Here is an 18,847-nt window from a genome sequence, read left to right as displayed (position 1 = left end):
GACAACAAGCCCATTCAGCCGGGCGTCTTACATCGCTTCTCGTCTAATACTTGTAGTTCGTCAACACCTCTTCCTCTTCCCGGCCGAGTACGCGGTTATACTTCCGCCGGTCGAACTCGCCTTCGTTGTTGGCAATGAAGATGGTGGCGACGGTGTTGCCGATGATGTTGGTGATGGAGCGGGCTTCGGACATGAACCGGTCGACACCCAGCAGCAGCGCCAGCCCCTCGACCGGAATGACCTGAACGGCCGTTAACGTACTGGCCAGCACGATGAAACCGCTACCCGTTACGCCCGCGGCTCCCTTGGAGGTCACCATCAGAATGCCGATGATGGTCAGCTCCTGCCCCAGCGTCAGGTCCACCCCAAAAACCTGCGCCAGAAACACGGTTGCCATCACCAGATAAATCGTGGTACCGTCCAGATTGAACGAGTAACCGGCCGGGATAACCAGTCCGACCACCGAGCGCGAACAGCCGAGACTTTCGAGTTTATCCATCACCTGCGGCAGCGCCGACTCCGACGAGGACGTACCGAGCACGATCAGCAGTTCTTCTTTGATAAATTTCAGCACTGCCCATAGGCTGACTTTGTAGTAACGCAGAATCAGGTTCAGCACCACGAAAATGAACAGGATCATGGTGGTATACACCGTACCCATCAGCTTCGCCAGGGGCAGCAGCGTAGCCAGCCCGTACTTACCGATCGTGAACGCCATCCCGCCGAATGCGCCCAGCGGAGCCAGCACCATCACCACGTTCAGGATATTGAAGAACACCCGCGACAACCGCTCGAAGGTCTGGATCAGCGGCTGGCCTTTATCGCCCATCCGCGTCAGACCGACGCCGAACAGTATAGAGAACACCAGCACCTGTAGAATATCACCCTCCGCAAAGGCTTTGACGGCATTGCTCGGCACAATGTGCAGAAAAAACTCGCCCCAGTCCATACCCTTGCCTTTTTCGGCGTACTGGCTTACATCGCCCCCCTGCACGGCCCCCGTCTGCACGCCCTCACCCGGCCGGATCAGGTTGGCAACGACCAGCCCGATAATCAGAGCCGCCGTTGTAACGATTTCGAAATACAGGAGCGCCTTACCGCCAACCCGCCCGACTTTCTTGAGGTCGCCCATGTTGCTGATACCCAACACGATGGTCAGGAAGATAATCGGCGCAATCACCATCTTGATCAGGTTGATGAACAGGTCGCCGAGGGGCTTCAGCTTTGTGGCCGTTTCGGGGAAGAAATAGCCCGTCAGGATACCGAGCGTAATGGCAATCAGGACACGGACGGTCAGGTTGTTCAGGAGTTTCATTGGTTAGGGTATCGCAGCGGTTCGGAGTTGGTTGTCGTACTGATGAGCTGTTCGGTACGACAACCAGAACAAGGTACTGAAAATAATTAGATTGAGGCTACGGGCTGCAACTGGTGTTTAATGTGCCGGATGCGGTCGTTAAAATTCAGACTGACAAAATCGACGTTCGGGACCAGGATGGTTGCGAGCAGTTCCATCACGGCCGGGTGGTGCGAAATGCGCTTGCCGGTTTCCACACTAACGTATTTAGACGTCATCCAGAGCACGTTCTTGAGGTGCGACTTGGCATCGTCGGTCATGTAAAATTCCGTTACGAGCGTATCGTCGTTGTAGAAGATAACCCGCGACATGATACGTACCCACTCGCTGACCAGCGCCGGCCGGACGTAAGCAATCTGGTGCTGATACACCACCCAGCTCGTCTTAAACTCCCGAAATAGCTGGCCGGGGTTAAAGTCATACAACTTAGCTACCTGATCCTCGCGGGCGTTGAAATAATAATCGAAGTACTTGGAATTGTTCAGGTGCTGCAGTGGATCACAGTCCTGAAATCGGATAATAGCCCGCGATTCGGTCTCGGTCGGGTAAATTCTGTTGGGATCGCGTTTGAACATGAGCGTATTGATTTTGCATCGCCGTCGGACGGCACGATAACCGTAAAATTTCCCACAAAAATCTACCTAATCAATAAATCCATGTAATCGCGATCCACTTATTTACGTTAGTACCAAAAAATCAACGTTTAATTACAAGTTCAGTAAGCTTATGAAGTCATTTCGTGTTGCAATTCCCGCGTTCATTGTCATACTTTCTTTGTTCTCTTTCCGACCGGCTGATGAATCCGATGCCGTTGTTGGTACGTGGTTGAACGGCACGAAAAAAGGCCACGTCGAAATCTACAAAAAGGGGGGAACGTACTTCGGCAAACTGGTCTGGCTGAAAGAACCCAATGACCCAACGACCGGCAAGCCTAAAACGGATATCAAGAACGCCGACGCTGCCAAGCGGAATCGGCCGATCATGAACCTCAATATCATGTACAATTTCAAGTACGACGGCAATAACGTCTGGAGCGACGGTAAAATCTACAATCCGGAAGACGGCAAGGAGTACAACTGCAAAATGACCCTGACCAGCCCCAATACGCTGGACGTTCGCGGCTACATGGGGATCTCGCTGATTGGCAAAACCCAGACCTGGACCCGGGTAAAATGATTGTTTATAAAGTTTGTTGTTTGTAGTTAGCTGACGCTTCCACAACTTCGACATTAGCCAACCTCAAACTACGAACTACAAACTTCCAAACTAAACAATGCACACACTCATCATCGGTGCAGGGCCGGCGGGACTGTCCATGGCCGGGCAGCTGGCCCACCGCAACCTGCCCTTCACGGTGCTGGAAGCCAGTGACTACGTAGGGTTTGCCTGGCGGAATCACTATGACCGGTTGCACCTGCATACGGTTAAGGAACACTCGGCTCTGCCGCACTTCCCCTACCCGGCCGAGTACCCGACCTACGTATCGCGACTTCAGGTAGTCGAATACCTTGAACGGTACGCCGAGCATTTTAACATTCGCCCCCATTTCAACCAGCAGGTCGTATCGATTCGCCGGAACGACGCCGGTTTGTGGCAGGTGCAGACCCGGACCGATGTGTTCGAGGCTGAGCGGGTGGTCATTGCCACAGGCTACAACCGCGAACCGAACCTGCCCGACCTGCCCGGACAGCGCAACTTCCGGGGCATCATCTGGCACAGCCGCGACTACCGCAACGGGGCCGCTTTCCGCGACGAGAACGTACTGGTTGTGGGCATGGGCAACACCGGGGCAGAACTTGCCCTCGACCTGCTCGAACACGGTGCCCGGCCGTTTATTTCGGTCCGGCGGCCGATCAATATTGTCCGGCGCGAGGTGTTTGGGCGACCCGCTCAGCCGACGGCGATCTTCCTGAGCAGGTTTCCGAACTGGTTCTACGACTTCATGGCGCGGCTGTCGCAGCGGCTGACCGTCGGCGATGTGTCGGCCTACGGCCTGGGCAAACCAACTCACGCGCCTTCGTACGACACACGCCGGGGCGTCATTCCGGTCATCGACATCGGTACGCTCGACCAGATCAAAGCCGGGACGATCAAGGTAGTGCCCGCTATTGAGCAGATCAACGCCAAAACCGTTACGTTCACCGACGGCCGGGAGCTCCCCTTCGACGCGATCATACTGGCGACCGGCTACCGGCCGGGGCTGGCGGCTATGCTGGGAAACGACGTGTCGGCACAGGTTCTGAACGAGCGGGGGTATCCGAAAGCCTTGTGGTTCGACCAGCCGGATCTGCGGGGGCTGTACTGTCTGGGCTTCACGACACCACTCACCGGTATCCTCTACAACCTCAACATTGACTCGGCTAAAATCGCCGGTCACATCAGCGCTCAGGTACCGAAGCAACCGGCGGCAAAAAACATTACGGCCCGCTCGTAGTTTATAGTATAGACTCAGGGTGAGTCGACTATTACTCAACTATAAACGCTACACGGTTATGAATGAGACAACAATCAAAGGCGGCTGGAACGAACTGAAAGGTAAAATCAAGCAAGCCTACGGCGATTTAACAGACGATGATCTGGCGTACGAAGAAGGTCAGGCCGACGAAATGTGGGGTAAACTCCAGCAGAAGACCGGCAAGACTAAAGACGAGATCAACAAAGCCATCGCCGATATGTAATGTAAGCGAAGTCGATAGATAATGAGCCGCCCCTCGCGTGAGGGGCGGCTTTTTTTGTACCTACTCTATCCGTCCTTCAAACACCACGACGCTCCGCGGGGGCAGGCTCACTGTCTCGCCGGTACGTACCGAACCCGGCAGCGTCACCGGGTTCGGTACCGGCTCGGCCTGCCACGGCTCCTCGGTTGAATCCAGTATCTTGTGCCACCCCTCGTCGGCGGGGGGCATGCTGTACACAAGTGCATCGTCGGACAGATTGAACAGACCGATCAACTGCTGCTGACCATCTTCCGGCCGCCGAACCAGTACAAACCCAGCTTGCCCTACCGGATACGCCTGCACCGTGTTTTTGCTTACGGTCTGTAAAGCCGGATGCGTACGACGGAGCTGAATGAGCGTTTTATTCCAGTTCAGCAACCGGGCGTATTTACCTTCCGTACGTTTGTGCCACTGTAGTTTTGAGTCGCGGAAAGTTTCCTCAGCCTGCGGATCAGGTGGTTCAACATCCCACTGAAATCTTTTGAATTCCTCTTTGCGGCCTTCCTGGACGGCCCTGATCAGCTCTTCCTCCGAATGGCTGACGAAATAGTAGAAAGGCGCATCGTCGCCGTATTCTTCGCCCATGAACAGCAGCGGTACATAGGGCGACAGCAGCAACGCAGCCGCGGCAAGCTTCAGCCGATCAAAATCGACCAGTACCGACAGCCGCTCCCCTTTAACGCGGTTACCAACCTGATCGTGGTTCTGATTAAAGGCGATGAACCGATCGCCGGGTATGCCCGCCGACGAGGCCCCGTATCGGCGTTTCCGGAAGCTGACGTACTCGCCACTGTGTACGAATCCATCGGTATAGGCTTTGGTTAACTGCTCCATCCGGCCAAAATCCTCGTACCGTTCGCGGCCGTTTTCGTCGATCAGGACGTAGAGCGCATGGTGAAAATCGTCGAGCCACTGCGCACTGAACCCGAACCCACCGACGTCTGCCGGCCGGATCACCCGGGGGCTGTTCAGGTCGCTTTCGGCAGTCATGTGCAGCGTTCGGCCGAGTTTCTGTTCCAGTTGCCTGACTTCCCGGTTGACCAGCTCCCAGAACGGCACCGCTCCCGAATCGAACACGGTATGAATGGCGTCGAACCGCAGTCCATCCAGATGATACGTTTCGAGCCAGTACAGCGCGTTGCCCGCGAAAAACTCCCGCACTCCGTCCGACCAGTCGCCGTCGAAGTTCAGCGCGTCGCCCCAGGGGGTGCAATACTGGCTCGTGAAATACGGCCCGAAGCGGTTGAAGTAATTCCCCTCGGGACCCAGGTGATTGTACACCACATCCAGCAAAACGGCCATACCACGCGCGTGGCAGGCATCGACCAGCCGTTTCAGACCATCCGGCCCTCCATACGACGCCTGCACGGCGTACGGATACACGCCGTCGTAGCCCCAGTTCCGGTCACCGGGAAACTGGTTCACCGGCATGATTTCGATGGCGTTGATGCCCGTATCAAGCAGGTCGTCAAGCCGCGGGATGATCGCGTCGAAGGTTCCCTCACTGGTGAACGTACCGACGTGAAGTTCGTACAAAACCAAATCGTTGAAGGGAATGCCACGCCAGCCGTCGTCCTGCCAGGTATACGCCCCGTGATCCACAACGGCCGATGGCCCATGTACTCCCTCTGGCTGGTAATTCGACGCCGGGTCGGGCGTATCGGGCTGATCGGCGGGCCGGAAAAAATAACGCGTACCGGGTGGAATATCGTCAACGTCGACGCTGAAATACCCGAACGATTCGGCCTGCATGGGAATGATTCGGTCGGCAGGCTGCACAATATGCAGCATCATACTCTTTTTTTCGGGTGCCCACACCGTAAAACGGCACCGGTTATTGGCTACATAAATAGCACCAACTGGTTTCATGAATGGTTTGGCCGACAGGATTGTATCGGCCGGTTAAGGAATGATGAATTACGTTCATTTAATCGGGCCAGACTGCCCCTCTCCTTAGCAGGGAGAAGGGTTGGGACCTGGTCAGTGCAACCGGATAATCAGCCCTTCGTCGCCACTCAGGTTGAGCGCATCGCTGACGCTGACCCCCTCCGATTCCGGATACGTTGCCATCTCTACGGTTCCGCTGAACGGGAAGTGCTGGGGGCGGAAGTAGCCCGGCCGGTGGCTCAGGTTAAGCACAATCAGGAAGCTGTCGTGGCCTTCGGCTTCCCGTTTGAAGGCGACCAGGTTCATGTCCGAATAAACCGGCGTATACGTCCCGACCTGCAGGGCCGGCTCATTCCGACGCAGGTCGATCAGCCGCCGGTAGAGGCTCAGCATCGACAGGTCGTTGTTGCGTTGTACCGCAACGTTCTCCCGGCTGTAGTTAGCCGCCAGCCGCAGCCAGGGTTTCGCATCGGTGAAACCGGCGTTGGGGCTGTCGTCCCATTGCATGGGCGTCCGGGCGGGGTCCCGGCTCAGGTTTTTGTCGGGCATGTTCAGCCCCTGCGGATCCTGTACCTCCTCGAACGGTATCGGTACGTCGCGCATGCAGATTTCATCGCCGTAGTAGATGGTGGGCGTGCCCCGCAGGGTGAGCAGCAGCATGGCCGCTACCCGCGCCTGCTGCATACCAACGCGGCTCGTGATACGCGGCTGGTCGTGGTTACCCAGCACCCAGTTGGGCCAGCCGTTCGGTGGTAATGCCCCCTCGTACTGGTCGATCGCCGAGGCAATCTGCCGGGCATCCCACGGCAGCGACAGCAGCTGGAAATTAAAGGGCAGATGCGCCCCCTTTCCGTCGATACCGTAGTACGTTACCAGCTTCTGAATGGGCAGGTAGATCTCGCCGATCATCATGCGTTCGTTGTAGCCGTCGAGTACGTTCCGCATCTGCCGGACAATGTCGTGTACTTCGGGCTGGTCGGTCGAATACACCGGCAGGAGCTGTTCGTACGTAGCCATGTGCGCCTGATAGTCGGGGTTGACCGGATTGTCACGGAACTGCTCATCCTTGATCATGTGCCACATCACGTCCACCCGGAAGCCATCGACGCCCTTGTCGAGCCAGAAACGCATAACGTCGAGCATGGCCTGCTGCACCTCGGGGTTCCGCCAGTTCAGATCCGGCTGCTCTTTCAGGAAAGCGTGGTAATAATACTGCTGCGTGCTTTCGTCCCACTCCCAGGCCGGGCCGCCGAAAACACTCAGCCAGTTGTTCGGCACGGAGCCATCCGGGAGCGGGTCGCACCAGATGTACCAGTTGCGTTTCGGGTTATCGCGCGAGGAGCGGGATTCCAGAAACCAGGGGTGCTGATCGGACGTATGGTTCGGCACCAGGTCCAGAATCAGCTTCATGCCCCGGCTGTGGACTTCCCGGAGCAGTTCGTCGAAATCCGCTTCGGTACCGAACAGCGGATGAATGCCCCGGTAATCGGAAATGTCGTAGCCGTAGTCGGCCATCGGCGAGGGATAGATCGGCGACAGCCAGACGGCGTCGATTCCCAGCCATTTGAGGTAATCGAGCCGCTGGATGATCCCGCGCAGGTCGCCTACGCCATCGCTGTTACTGTCCTGAAAGGAGCGGGGATAAATCTGATAAACTACGCCTGTCTGCCACCAAAGGTATGTTTCCTGGCCTTCCTGCATGGTTTGGTGAAGTTTTAGGTGGTTCTGAATTTTTCAGAATAACCCAAAACCGCTGCCGAGAGCTACCCCGAACCGGCATATTTTATCTGCCGGGCTGGTATGACCCGACCTAACCACCGCTGCCTTACAAACAATGAAGCGTTTTTGCAGCCTGATTAGTAACGGGATAGCCATACATCAGCTTAAAACCCCTTTTGTTAAAAAGTTGTAACAGAAGTTGATTTTGCAGCTACGTATTGTTAACTATACGAATAGTTTCCACATAATTGCTACCCTCATGTTTTTCCCGAACCACTCTACTCGAAAATGGCTGCTGGCAGCCGCTTTGCTGGCCGGCAGCGTTGCCGTATTGCCCGCGCAGGACAAGGCTGCGGGCGCCCTGCCCAACGGCGTTACGAAGGTCACGTCGGTCGAAGGAATCACGGAATATCAGCTCAAAAACGGCCTCCGGGTGCTGCTTTTCCCCGACCCCTCAAAGCCAACCATCACCGTAAACGTTACGTACCTGGTGGGCTCCCGGCACGAAGGACTTGGCGAAACCGGGATGGCTCACCTGCTTGAGCACATGGTTTTCAAAGGGTCGACCAAACACAAGAATATCCCGCAGGAACTGACCGAACATGGCTGCCGCCCAAACGGAACCACCTGGTATGACCGCACCAATTATTTTGAAACGTTTTCGGCCACCGACGAGAACCTGAAATGGGCCCTCGACCTGGAATCGGACCGGATGATTAACAGCTTCATCGACAAGAAAGACCTGGAGACGGAGTTCACGGTCGTGCGCAACGAGTTCGAAATGGGCGAAAACTCGCCCCAGTACGTGCTGATGGAGCGGATTCTGTCGACGGCGTATCTGTGGCACAACTACGGCAAATCGACCATCGGTTCGAAAGAGGACATTGAGCGGGTGCCCATCGACAACCTGAAGGCATTTTACAAAAAGTATTACCAGCCCGACAATGCGATTCTGCTGGTGGCCGGGAAGTTCGACGAGCCCAAAACCCTGGCCATGATCAACGAGTATTTCGGGCCCATTCCGCGCCCGGAACGCGTACTGCAAAAGCCGTACACCGTTGAGCCAACGCAGGACGGCGAACGGAATGTGACGCTGAAACGCGTGGGCGATACTCAGGCCGTGGGCGTTGCCTACCATACTCCCTCCGGCTCTCACCCTGATTATGCCGTGATGGACGTCGTTATCGACATCCTGACCAATGAGCCGTCCGGCCGTTTGTACAAAGCCCTGGTTGAAGGCAAAAAAGCCGCTTTTCAATACGGCTGGGCGCCTTCGGTACATGATCCGGGCTTCGCGTATTTCTATGCTGAAGTACGTAAGGAACAGTCGCTGGACTCGGCCCGGACGGTGATGATGAATACCCTGGATGAGATCACCCGCAAAGCCCCCACGAAGGAAGAAGTCGATCGGTCGAAAACGAAGCTGCTGGCCGACATTGACCTGCTGTTCAAGAATACCGACCGCGTTGGTCTGCAACTGAGCGAATGGATGGGTGCCGGCGACTGGCGTCTGGTTTACCTCTACCGCGATAACATCCGCAAGGTGACCCCCGCCGACGTGCAGCGCGTTGCGTCGGCTTACCTGAAGCCGTCCAACCGTACCGTGGGCGTGTTCATTCCCGACCAGAAACCCGACCGGGCTGAAGTTCCGGAAGCGCCGAACGTAGCGGAACTGGTAAAAGACTACAAAGGCGAGAAAGCCATTGCCGCCGGCGAAGCGTTCGACGTATCGCCCGCCAACATCGAATCCCGCACTAAGCGCGGCCAGGAGCCGAAGAGCGTCAAGTACGCCCTGCTGCCGAAAAGCACCCGGGGTGGCAGCGTAAACGTACAGATGACCATCCGCTACGGCGACGAGAAAACCCTGATGAACAAATCGGTGGTGTCCAGCATGACGGCGTCTATGCTCGAACGCGGCACCAAAACCCGGTCGTATCAGCAGATCAAGGATGAACTCGACAAGCTGAAAGCCCGCGCCTACGTGGGTGGGGGCGGTCAAACGGCCGGAGTGTTTGTCGAAGCCTCGAAGGAGAACCTGCCCGCCGTGATGAAAATCGTGACGGACTACCTCAAAAACCCGACTTTCCCCGAAGCCGAATTTCAGAAGCTGAAGGAAGAACGGCTGGCGCAGATTGAATCGCAGAAGCAGGAACCGCAGGCCATCGCGTTCAACGTAAGCCAGCGGCTGCTCAGCCCCTATCCGAAAGGGCACCCGCTCTACACCATGACGTTCGACGAAGAAATCGAAGCCATTAAGGCCCTGAAGCTGGACGACGTTAAGCAGTTTTATAAAGACTTCTACGGGGCCGACAATTCAACCGTGGCGGTCGTCGGCGATTTCGATGAAGCGGCCCTCCGCAACATGATTAAAAACGACCTGGGCAAGTGGAAAGCTGCGAAGCCGTACACCCGCATCGCCCGGACGTACCGGGACATCAAGCCGGGTGGTGAGTCGATCCAGACCAACGACAAGGCCAACGCCATGTTTGTGGCCGGCTTTAACCTGCCAATGCGCGACGACGATCCGGATTATCCGGCGCTGGTGCTGGGCAACTACATGCTGGGTGGCGGTTTCCTGAACTCGCGGCTGGCTACCCGCGTCCGGCAGAAAGAAGGGATTAGCTACGGCATTGGCTCATACATGAACGCCGACCCCCGCGACAAAATAGCTTCGTTTGGCACCTACGCTATCTACAACCCCGAAAACGCGGAGAAGCTGGAAAAAGCCATCCGGGAGGAATTTGAGAAGATGGGCAAGGATGGCTTTGCCCCCGACGAAATCAAAGCGGCCAAGAGCGGCTGGCTACAGAGCCGGTCGGTAACGCGGTCGCAGGACGGGGCGCTGGCCGGTCGGCTAAACGGCTATCTCGATCTGAACCGCACCCTGGCCTGGGATGCCGACTTCGAGAAAAAGATTGAAGCCCTCACGCCCGATCAGGTGAACGCAGCCGTGAAAAAATACTTCGACTACAGCAAGATGGTAGCCGTTAAAGCCGGCGATTTCGAGAAAGCCGCCAAGAAGCTGGCCGAGAAACAGCCCGCAGCGTCAGTAGGCAGCGGGAAGAAGGATTAACGAGTAGCTAAACCGCCCAGGCGGCTCCCCGGGGTGTATCTGATTGAAACGGATTCAGCTGGTGTTAACCATACCCAGCAGATCATTTTTAATCAGATACATCCCAATTTTTGCAGCATAGTAACTATAAATTTCGTTACTTCACTAAAAAAAACGTTAGGTCGTGAAAAAGCTCGTTCTTTCCACCCTGTTTGGGTTGATATGGTTAACCGGTTGGGCTCAGCCCCGGGTTGTTTTGCTGAGCGATACGGCTCGACTGGGCGTATCGCCTGCGACACTGGCGAAGACCTATCCGCCGGCGCTGGCGACAAGAAGTGGCGAAACAGGCGTTTTCGAGCGACACGGCAAACGATTCATGGATAGTACCCATGCGTCGATGATGCGATTTTTCAAGTTCATGGAGACCAACAGGAAACGCCTGCCAGCAAAAGGAGTTTTCCTAAACGTCCAGGAATTCATTAAACCCGACGGCAGCTACGACTGGGTGTTTTGTCGATTCGAAACCGACACCCTGACGGATGCTCAAAACACGGCACTCCTGACTTTTCTGACGGACTGGTACACACAGCACCCGTTTCCCATCCGAACGACCACCGGCTTCCGGACGAGTAATTTCACCCAGATAGGCAACGTCCCGCAACCCCGCAAACCCCGACGGGGGCCCGGTATCATCGCTACCCTGGAAGCCGCCCGCAAAACCGACCGCCCCGACACGGTAAAAATGCTGGCTTTCAACCAGCTCGACCTGACCGACATTCCCGACGTTGTTTACCGCTTCTCAAACCTGGAAGAGCTGGATTTGTCGAAGAATGGGCTCCGCTACGTTCCGGCGGAATTAACCGAGCGCATCCCCACGCTGAAACGACTGAGCTTTCTGTACAACAGCCTCCCGAACGACAGCGTCTTTTTCCCAAAAAATAACCACCTGATCGCGCTGAATCTACAGGGGAACCGGCTCACGCGTATTCCGCAATCGGTCGGTAACAACCGTCGGCTGGAGAGCTTGTGGATGGGGAACAATAAACTACAGGCGTTCACGACCAAACCACTTCGTCGCCTGCGTCGGCTCAACGATCTGAACCTGTACAACACCGGCCTGACCCAGTTGCCCAAAAACTTCGGTCGCCTGCGTCGCCTGAACGTACTGGATTTGTACTACAATAAACTAACAACCCTGCCCCGGTCGATGCGCCGGATGAAACGCCTGGAGCAGCTGGCTCTGGCCCATAATACCTTTACAGCCCTACCCAGTACGCTCGGCCGGCTGAAACGACTACAGGTCCTGTACGCGCATCACAACCGCATCAGTGAACTACCGGAATCTTTCAAGACCCTCAAGAACCTGCGGGTGCTGGATATTGGTTATAACTGGTTCACAGTCCCCCCTGCGGTCCTGGCATCACTGCCGTCGCTGGAGGAACTGGACATGAGCAACAATAACCTGCAGGAGCTGCCCATCGCACTCAGCAGCCTCAAAAGCCTCAAAAAAGTTTACCTGCGGGCTAATCCCCTGTCGCAGCGCGATGCCCGATCCGGTCCCTACGCCCAGCTCATCAAGCAACTCGAAGCCAACCAGACGGAAGTGTTTTATTGAAAGGAGGAAGGGAGGTAAGGGAGGAAAGGAGAAAGGGAAAAGAGGGAAGTATTACTGTACATTCCTTCCTCCTCTCCTCCCTTTCTCCTTTCCTCCCCCAAATATCCTTTTGCTTAGAATCTTCATAATTAATTTAGGAACTGTGTAAAATACTTGAGACTCAACGGAGAAAAAGTCAACTTGCTGCTGTTACTGTGGCAAACAAGCAGTACGAGTTATGCAAGCGGTTACTACTCCGGTCATCACCCCATCCAAGCGAACGACGCTTTGGGCTGCGTTGGGGTCAGTCTACATTCTTTGGGGATCAACGTATCTGTTTATCCACTTCATGACCGAGCGAATGCCGCCCCTGTATATGGCGTCGCTGCGTTACATCATTGCCGGGACGCTGCTATACAGCTACGCCCGCCTGACGGGTACACCCCGCCCCACAACCCAGCACTGGAAGTCGGCCGGGCTGGTTGGCATCCTGCTGCTGACCATCGCCAACGGTGCGCTCACCATCGCGCTGCAATACATTCCGACCGGCATGGCGGCCCTGCTGGGTGGTATGCTGCCCGTGTTTTTGCTTACGCTCAACTGGGTTTCGTTCGGCAAAGTACGTCCATCGAACATGGCGCTCGCCGGGTTAGCGGTGGGTCTGCTGGGTATCTACTTTCTGGTGAAACCCGACCGCCTGCACACGACCGGCGGTGTTGACGCCAATCTTATCGGTGCCGGACTGGTAACGGTCGGCAATTTCTCATGGGCCGTTGGTACCCTGCTGGCCCCACGCGTATCGCTGCCGTCGCAGATCATTTCGAGCGGTATCCAGATGCTGGTCGGGGGGTTTATCCTGATGGGCATTAGTCTGGCGGTTGAGCCCGTCACGCTCCTGAGTATTCTCGACGCCCCCAGCAAAGCCATCGGTTCCATGCTCTACCTCGTCGTGTTCGGCAGCATCATCGGCTTTTCTTCGTATGCCTGGCTGGCCCGTAACGCCCGCCCGCAACTGCTCTCAACGTATGCCTTCGTGAACCCCGTTGTAGCGATGCTGCTGGGTGTGTTCTTTGCGGGGGAAACGTTCTCGGCCCAATCCCTCCTCGGGGCGCTGATTGCGCTGGGTGGCGTCGTGTTGATTACGTTCGGCAAAAAATAACGGTGACGGATTGACTATACTTGTGACCAAAATTTAACCGGTCAGCCAGTCAATCAGCCACCATGCGCAACGTAGCCATTCTTCTCTTCAACGAGGTTGAAGTTCTCGATTTTGCCGGACCTTTCGAAGTCTTCGGCGTAGCTGGTCACTACGCCGGACAGCGGCCGTTCACCGTATTTACCGTTGCCGAACGGACCCCTGTGTACGCCCGCAACGGCCTGGTGGTTCAGCCAACGTACCTGCTGACTGATCACCCGCCCGCCGACCTCATTCTAATTCCGGGCGGTGGCGGCTACCATCCCGACGGAACACCCTACGGCTCCCGGCGCGAGATGGATAATCCAGCGGTATTGACCTGGGTACGTCGCACAGCCGAAACCGCCGAATTGGTCCTGTCGGTCTGTACGGGCGCCTTGATCCTGGCGAAAACCGGTTTGCTGGACGGCTTATCCGCTACGACTCATTTCTCCGCCGTGGAAAGTCTGCGACAGATTGCCCCCAATACAAAGGTTCTCCCCGCCGAACGCTACGTTGACAACGGCAACGTGTTGACCTCAGCCGGGGTTTCGGCCGGTATTGATCTCGCGCTCTACGTAGTTGGAAAATTACTGGGCAACGATGTGGCTTCCGGTACGGCCCGGTACATGCAGTATGACTACTGGACCATGACCGGTTTAAACCGTTTATACAACTCAGATTGACAACCAACCGGAAAGTTGTCAACTTACGGCAAACTCGCTTCACTATGCGCTTCTTCCTGCTGCTGGCGGTATGCCTGGCCTTACCCATTGGTAGCCAGGCCAAACCACGCCCACCCAAGTCCATCACTACCCTGGCGGACCTGCGCGACTCGATCCGGACGATTATGAAGCGGGAACACATTCCCGGCCTTATGCTGGTGCTGGCCACTAAAGACTCGGTGCTGGTTGCTGAAGGACTCGGACTGGCGGACGTTGATCGTAAAACCCCCGTTACGGCTCAGCATCTGTTTCGGATGGGGTCGATCACCAAGATGTTTACTACCCTGGGCATTCTGAAACTGGTCAGTCAGGGCAAACTGGCGCTCAATGACCCCGTCAGCAAAATCGCCCCGGAAGTACCCATCCGGAACGACTGGGCGGCTACAAACCCCGTTCGGGTGGTCAATCTGCTGGAGCATACCGCCGGATTTGACGATATGCCGTTCAACAAAGTTTACAACCACGAGGCAACCGACCCGCAGGGACTGGCGGCTGTGAAGGAATTTGAGCAGGCCTTAACGTGTCGCTGGCGACCGGGCGAGCGGTTTTCGTATAGCAATCCGGGCTATGTCGTGGCTGGTTACCTCATCGAAAAACTGAGCGGTCAACCATGGCACCAGTTTGTGACGGAGCAGGTTATGCGCCCGGTCGGTATGACCCGGAGCAATCTGAACTTACGCGCTGATCCGTCTGGCCGGTACGTGCAGGGCTATAAATGGGCCGACGGTTCATACCAAAAGGTACCGTTTTTGCCAATTTACGGTGGAGCCGACGGTTCGTTGAATGCCACGGCGGCTGACATGGCCCGCTGGATTCAGTTTTTCCTCAACGACTGGCAAACCCAGACGGGTCAGTGGCTACCGGACTCTGTGCTGACGGCGATGGAAACACCCCACAGCACACTAGCCGCCAAAGCGGGCCTGAGGGCTGGTTACGCACTGGCCAACTACACCGGCAACCTGGACGGCAAATACCCGTACCAGGGTCACAATGGCGGTATTGACGGTTTTATATCGGTATTCAGCTACAACCGGGAGCTGGGTGTTGGATACGCCCTGTCGAATAACGGGAGCAACCCGTTAACATCCATCAATAAACTGGTGGCGGCTTTTCTGACCCGCCAGGCACCTTCGCCCAGCGTAGCCGCCCAGCCCCTCGACAAGAAAGCCGTTGACCCGTATTTGGGGCAGTACCGCGCCGGAAGCCCACGCAATGAGATCTTAGGATTTCTGGAACGGCAGCTTTCGGGGGTATCGCTTCGTATGGACGGCGACTCACTGGTGCTCAGCCGGGCGTTCGGCGAGGCAACCCGCCTGGTTCAGACCAGTCCGCTCACCTTCCGTAAAGCAAACCAAAACCTGCCCAGTATCGTCCTGACGGTCGACGCGGACGGGAATCGGGTGCTGAGCGAACAGGGCAGCTATTTCAGACACAGCTCGTGGCTGGAAGCGTGGGGACTGCGACTGCTGCTCCTGATCAGCCTCGCTTTCGTTGGCGTTTCAATTCTTGCCGGAATCGTCTGGCTTATTTTTACCTTTCAGCGTAGTTACGCAGCCCCCGATGCCTGGCTGCGGTTACTACCGGGTCTGGGCGCCTTGTCCCTGATTGCGGTCGTTACCGCCCTGGGCAGTCTGGTGGGCAACTTAACCGCCAGTCCGGACGAAACCGGACCCGCTACCATCCTGTTCGTGGGTACACTGGCTTTCGCCGGTTGTTGTCTCGCAGCGGTTTATCTGCTGGTGCGCCGGTGGAAGTTTCTGCAGAGCGGCTGGCTGAAGACCTATCTGCTGGTGACCATTCTGTCAAGCTGCTACGTCGCCGGACTCCTGTTTGCGAACGGATGGATAGGCATTCGCTTCTGAGCATTCCGGTTACGACACCGGCGGAGGACTTATGCTCGTCCAGCCGCCGTCGACAACCAGGCTTTGTCCCGTGATGTGCCGCGATGCAGGCGACACCAGGAACAAAGCCGCGTTGGCAATATCCTCGACCGTAGCCGGGCGACCCATCGGGGTGATGCGTGACCAGATCGGAATGTAGGTTGGATCGTCCAGCGTCCGTTCCGTGAGGGTGGCCCCCGGCGCGATCGCGTTGACCGTAATCTGAAGCGGTGAAAAATCAATGACCAGTTGTTTGGCCAGCATTTCCAGACCGGCTTTGGTCATGCTGTAGGCCGGCAGGCCGGGGTGCGCCTGATGCCCCACCACCGACGACATGAACAGAACGCTGCCGCCCGCCCCCTGATCGCGCATTTGCGTAGCAGCCAACTGGGCCAGAAAAAAGCTACCGCGCAGGTTCAGGTCCACTATCTTCTGAAAGGCCTCCGGCGTTGTCGTGAAAATATCCCCGAAAACCGTAATGCCCGCGTTGGCGACGGCGATGGTTAACTTCCCGAACCGCTCCACGGCCGCGTTGACCATCTGCTGAATAAACGCTACGTCGGAGGCATCGCCGGAATACGCTTCGCAACGCCCCCCCTCCTGATCTTCCTGCTGAATGGCGTCAACGGCCTTACGGGCCAGTGTCTCGTCGTAATCGTTCAGGAGCACGGCGGCTCCCTGCCGAACCAGCGCTTTTGCGATGGCAAATCCGATCCCCTGTCCGGCACCGGTAATAACAGCCACTTGATCTTGAAACGGGTACTGGGTGAATGGAGTCATGCTACGTAGCCTTGCGCCGAAAGGTACTGAAAACTGCGGTTGGTAAGCTCTTTCAATAGGGTGCGGAGCTGATGCAATACGTTGTCAAACGGCTTATTTTCATACGATGGTCGTTTATCGGCAAGCCAATCAGTGCGAATCGCGCTTCACCACCGAACCCGACCCTCCGCGCAGGAAATCAAAATCAGCCCCTTCGTGCGCCTGCGTAACGTGCCGGATGTACAACCCGACGTAGCCCCGGTCATAGCCCAGTTCCGGCACTTTGAAATGCACCAGCCGACCGGCCAGCTCTTCGTCCGATACGTGCAGATGCAGAAGCCGCTGCTCCACGTCGAGCGTAATCAGGTCGCCGTTCTGAACGAGTGCGAGGTTGCCGCCCACGGCCGCTTCGGGCGATACGTGCAGCACGACCGTTCCGAAACCCGTACCGCTCATCCGTCCGTCGGAGATCCGTACCATGTCGTGAACGCCCTGGGCCAGTACTTTGGCCGGAAGCTGCATATTTCCCACTTCGGGCATCCCCGGATACCCCTTGGGTCCTACGTTTTTCAGGACCAGTACGCAGCTCGGGTCAACGTCCAGATCCGGGTCATCGATCCGGGCTTTGTAATCGTCGATATTTTCGAACACCACGGCCCGGCCGGTATGCTTCATCAGTTCCGGCGTAGCGGCCGACGGTTTCAGCACCGCGCCGTTAGGGCACAGGTTTCCTTTCAGCACCGCAATGCCCGACTCCGGCTTGAACGGCTTATCGACCGACGCAATAACAGCCGGGTCGTAGCACTGGGCCGTTACGCAGTTGTCGCCCAGCGAACGACCATTGACGGTCAGTACATCGTTGTGCAGAAACCCCTGCAGTTCGCGGATGATGGCGGGCAGGCCACCAGCATAAAAGAGGTCCTCAACGAAGTGTTCGCCCGACGGCTGAAGGTTTGCCAGCAGCGGAATTTTGGCCGACAACCGGTCGAAATCATCGAGCGACAGTTCCACCCCTACCCGTCCGGCAATGGCCATCAGGTGAATGATGAAGTTCGTTGAACCGCCCAGGGCCGCGTTCACCATGATTGCGTTCTCGAAGGCCTGCCGCGTCAGAATATCCGACGGTTTGATGTCTTCTTTAACCAGTTCAACCGCCCGCATACCCGACAGATGAGCCAGCACCTTCCGGCGCGAGTCGGCGGCCGGGATGGTAGCATTGTCGGGCAGGGCCAGGCCCAGGGATTCGACCATGGCGGCCATCGTTGACGCGGTTCCCATCACGGCGCAATGCCCCTGGCTGCGGGCCATGCTCGCTTCAGCGGCTACAAATTCGGCCTGGGTCATTTTGCCCGTTTTGTAGTCCTCGGCAAAGCGCCAGAGGTCGCTGGTACCAATTTTCCGCCCCTGGAACCGGCCGGCCAGCATGGGTCCGCCCGACACAACCAGCGTAGGCAGATTCACGCTGCAGGCCCCCATCACCAGCGAAGGAGTGGTTTTGTCGCAGCCACAGAGCAGGATAACGGCATCCAGTGAATTGCCCCGGATGGATTCTTCAACGTCCATGCTGGCCAGGTTGCGGAACAGCATGGCAGTCGGTTTGATCTGACACTCGCCCAGCGACATCACCGGAAACTCCAGCGGAAAACCACCGGCCTCCCAGACACCCCGCTTCACGGCCTCGGCCAGGTCGCGGAAGTGGGCGTTGCAGGGCGTTAACTCAGACCATGTATTGCAGATACCGATGACCGGCTTGCCGTCAAATTCGTGATGCGGGAAACCCTGGTTTTTCATCCAGGCGCGGTAGATAAAGCCGTCTTTACCGGTGCGGCCAAACCATTCTTGGGAGCGAAGGGGCATTGTTCAGCGAAAAGTATACTGTAAAAAGCAGCAGAGGCATCAGTTTTACTACACCCCTACCGCTCAAAAAATAGGTGAAAATTCCCGGTCAATGTTTGAAAAAATCCGTTTAAATTTAGCTACGAAATT

At 56.6% G+C, this 18,847-nt stretch carries 14 protein-coding genes; 8 read left to right on the top strand and 6 right to left on the bottom strand.

What is annotated here, in order from left to right:
* Positions 1-43 precede the first annotated feature (43 nt).
* Positions 44-1,315, bottom strand: a complete 1,272-nt coding sequence (locus DYU11_RS07040) for a dicarboxylate/amino acid:cation symporter (RefSeq protein ID WP_119666953.1) — start codon at positions 1,313-1,315, stop codon at positions 44-46.
* A gap of 86 nt (positions 1,316-1,401) precedes the next feature.
* Positions 1,402-1,929 (bottom strand): acyl-CoA thioesterase, encoded by a 528-nt coding sequence (locus DYU11_RS07035; protein ID WP_119666952.1) that lies wholly within the window; start codon positions 1,927-1,929, stop codon positions 1,402-1,404.
* Between the two features lie 151 nt (positions 1,930-2,080).
* Here DYU11_RS07035 and DYU11_RS07030 point away from each other — a divergent pair, with 151 nt between their 5' ends.
* The 3 genes from DYU11_RS07030 (at position 2,081) to DYU11_RS07020 (ending at position 4,032) form a co-directional block, all read left to right on the top strand.
* Positions 2,081-2,530, top strand: coding sequence for a DUF2147 domain-containing protein (locus DYU11_RS07030; protein WP_119666951.1), 450 nt, complete (start codon positions 2,081-2,083; stop codon positions 2,528-2,530).
* A 97-nt stretch (positions 2,531-2,627) separates the two neighbouring features.
* A complete protein-coding gene (locus tag DYU11_RS07025) occupies positions 2,628-3,788 on the top strand; it encodes a flavin-containing monooxygenase (RefSeq protein WP_119666950.1) in 1,161 nt (386 codons plus the stop codon).
* Positions 3,789-3,846: 58 nt separating this feature from the next.
* Positions 3,847-4,032, top strand: coding sequence for a CsbD family protein (locus tag DYU11_RS07020; RefSeq protein ID WP_119666949.1), 186 nt, complete (start codon positions 3,847-3,849; stop codon positions 4,030-4,032).
* Between the two features lie 60 nt (positions 4,033-4,092).
* Here the strand turns inward: DYU11_RS07020 and treZ are convergent, their stop codons facing one another.
* Positions 4,093-5,940, bottom strand: a complete 1,848-nt coding sequence (treZ, locus tag DYU11_RS07015; RefSeq protein ID WP_119666948.1) for a malto-oligosyltrehalose trehalohydrolase — start codon at positions 5,938-5,940, stop codon at positions 4,093-4,095.
* Positions 5,941-6,051: 111 nt separating this feature from the next.
* The gene (locus tag DYU11_RS07010; protein ID WP_119666947.1) at positions 6,052-7,659 is read right to left on the bottom strand and encodes an alpha-amylase family glycosyl hydrolase; all 1,608 of its coding nucleotides are present in this window, start codon (positions 7,657-7,659) and stop codon (positions 6,052-6,054) included.
* A 277-nt stretch (positions 7,660-7,936) separates the two neighbouring features.
* On the opposite strand from DYU11_RS07010, the gene DYU11_RS07005 reads away from it, so the two are divergent.
* The 5 genes from DYU11_RS07005 to DYU11_RS06985 all read left to right on the top strand — a co-directional run bounded on the left by DYU11_RS07005 (position 7,937) and on the right by DYU11_RS06985 (position 16,084).
* The gene (locus tag DYU11_RS07005; protein WP_119666946.1) at positions 7,937-10,750 is read left to right on the top strand and encodes a M16 family metallopeptidase; all 2,814 of its coding nucleotides are present in this window, start codon (positions 7,937-7,939) and stop codon (positions 10,748-10,750) included.
* A 163-nt stretch (positions 10,751-10,913) separates the two neighbouring features.
* Positions 10,914-12,344: a leucine-rich repeat domain-containing protein gene (locus DYU11_RS07000; RefSeq protein ID WP_119666945.1), complete on the top strand. Its 1,431-nt coding sequence runs from the start codon at positions 10,914-10,916 to the stop codon at positions 12,342-12,344.
* A 217-nt stretch (positions 12,345-12,561) separates the two neighbouring features.
* The gene (locus DYU11_RS06995; protein ID WP_119666944.1) at positions 12,562-13,482 is read left to right on the top strand and encodes an EamA family transporter; all 921 of its coding nucleotides are present in this window, start codon (positions 12,562-12,564) and stop codon (positions 13,480-13,482) included.
* A gap of 62 nt (positions 13,483-13,544) precedes the next feature.
* A complete protein-coding gene (locus DYU11_RS06990) occupies positions 13,545-14,183 on the top strand; it encodes a DJ-1/PfpI family protein (protein WP_119666943.1) in 639 nt (212 codons plus the stop codon).
* A 44-nt stretch (positions 14,184-14,227) separates the two neighbouring features.
* Positions 14,228-16,084, top strand: a complete 1,857-nt coding sequence (locus DYU11_RS06985) for a serine hydrolase domain-containing protein (RefSeq protein WP_147367895.1) — start codon at positions 14,228-14,230, stop codon at positions 16,082-16,084.
* A 9-nt stretch (positions 16,085-16,093) separates the two neighbouring features.
* Here DYU11_RS06985 and DYU11_RS06980 read toward each other — a convergent pair whose 3' ends face one another.
* Both DYU11_RS06980 and DYU11_RS06975 read right to left on the bottom strand, forming a co-directional pair.
* Positions 16,094-16,882 (bottom strand): SDR family NAD(P)-dependent oxidoreductase, encoded by a 789-nt coding sequence (locus tag DYU11_RS06980; RefSeq protein WP_119666941.1) that lies wholly within the window; start codon positions 16,880-16,882, stop codon positions 16,094-16,096.
* Positions 16,883-17,011: 129 nt separating this feature from the next.
* A complete protein-coding gene (locus DYU11_RS06975; protein WP_119666940.1) occupies positions 17,012-18,718 on the bottom strand; it encodes an IlvD/Edd family dehydratase in 1,707 nt (568 codons plus the stop codon).
* Between the last annotated feature and the right edge of the window lie 129 nt (positions 18,719-18,847).

Origin of the sequence: Fibrisoma montanum (assembly GCF_003583365.1) — a bacterium.
GTDB lineage: Bacteria > Bacteroidota > Bacteroidia > Cytophagales > Spirosomataceae > Fibrisoma > Fibrisoma montanum.
This window is presented reverse-complemented; position numbering and strand designations above follow the sequence as displayed.

Coding starts and splice junctions, on each gene's coding strand:
- DYU11_RS07030 (WP_119666951.1), top strand. CDS start 2,081: ATGAAGTCATTTCGTGTTGCAATTCCCGCGTTCATTGTCATACTTTCT.
- DYU11_RS07035 (WP_119666952.1), bottom strand. CDS start 1,929: ATGTTCAAACGCGATCCCAACAGAATTTACCCGACCGAGACCGAATCG.
- DYU11_RS06995 (WP_119666944.1), top strand. CDS start 12,562: ATGCAAGCGGTTACTACTCCGGTCATCACCCCATCCAAGCGAACGACG.
- DYU11_RS06975 (WP_119666940.1), bottom strand. CDS start 18,718: ATGCCCCTTCGCTCCCAAGAATGGTTTGGCCGCACCGGTAAAGACGGC.
- DYU11_RS07040 (WP_119666953.1), bottom strand. CDS start 1,315: ATGAAACTCCTGAACAACCTGACCGTCCGTGTCCTGATTGCCATTACG.
- treZ (WP_119666948.1), bottom strand. CDS start 5,940: ATGAAACCAGTTGGTGCTATTTATGTAGCCAATAACCGGTGCCGTTTT.
- DYU11_RS07005 (WP_119666946.1), top strand. CDS start 7,937: ATGTTTTTCCCGAACCACTCTACTCGAAAATGGCTGCTGGCAGCCGCT.
- DYU11_RS07020 (WP_119666949.1), top strand. CDS start 3,847: ATGAATGAGACAACAATCAAAGGCGGCTGGAACGAACTGAAAGGTAAA.
- DYU11_RS06980 (WP_119666941.1), bottom strand. CDS start 16,882: ATGACTCCATTCACCCAGTACCCGTTTCAAGATCAAGTGGCTGTTATT.
- DYU11_RS07010 (WP_119666947.1), bottom strand. CDS start 7,659: ATGCAGGAAGGCCAGGAAACATACCTTTGGTGGCAGACAGGCGTAGTT.
- DYU11_RS06990 (WP_119666943.1), top strand. CDS start 13,545: ATGCGCAACGTAGCCATTCTTCTCTTCAACGAGGTTGAAGTTCTCGAT.
- DYU11_RS07025 (WP_119666950.1), top strand. CDS start 2,628: ATGCACACACTCATCATCGGTGCAGGGCCGGCGGGACTGTCCATGGCC.
- DYU11_RS06985 (WP_147367895.1), top strand. CDS start 14,228: ATGCGCTTCTTCCTGCTGCTGGCGGTATGCCTGGCCTTACCCATTGGT.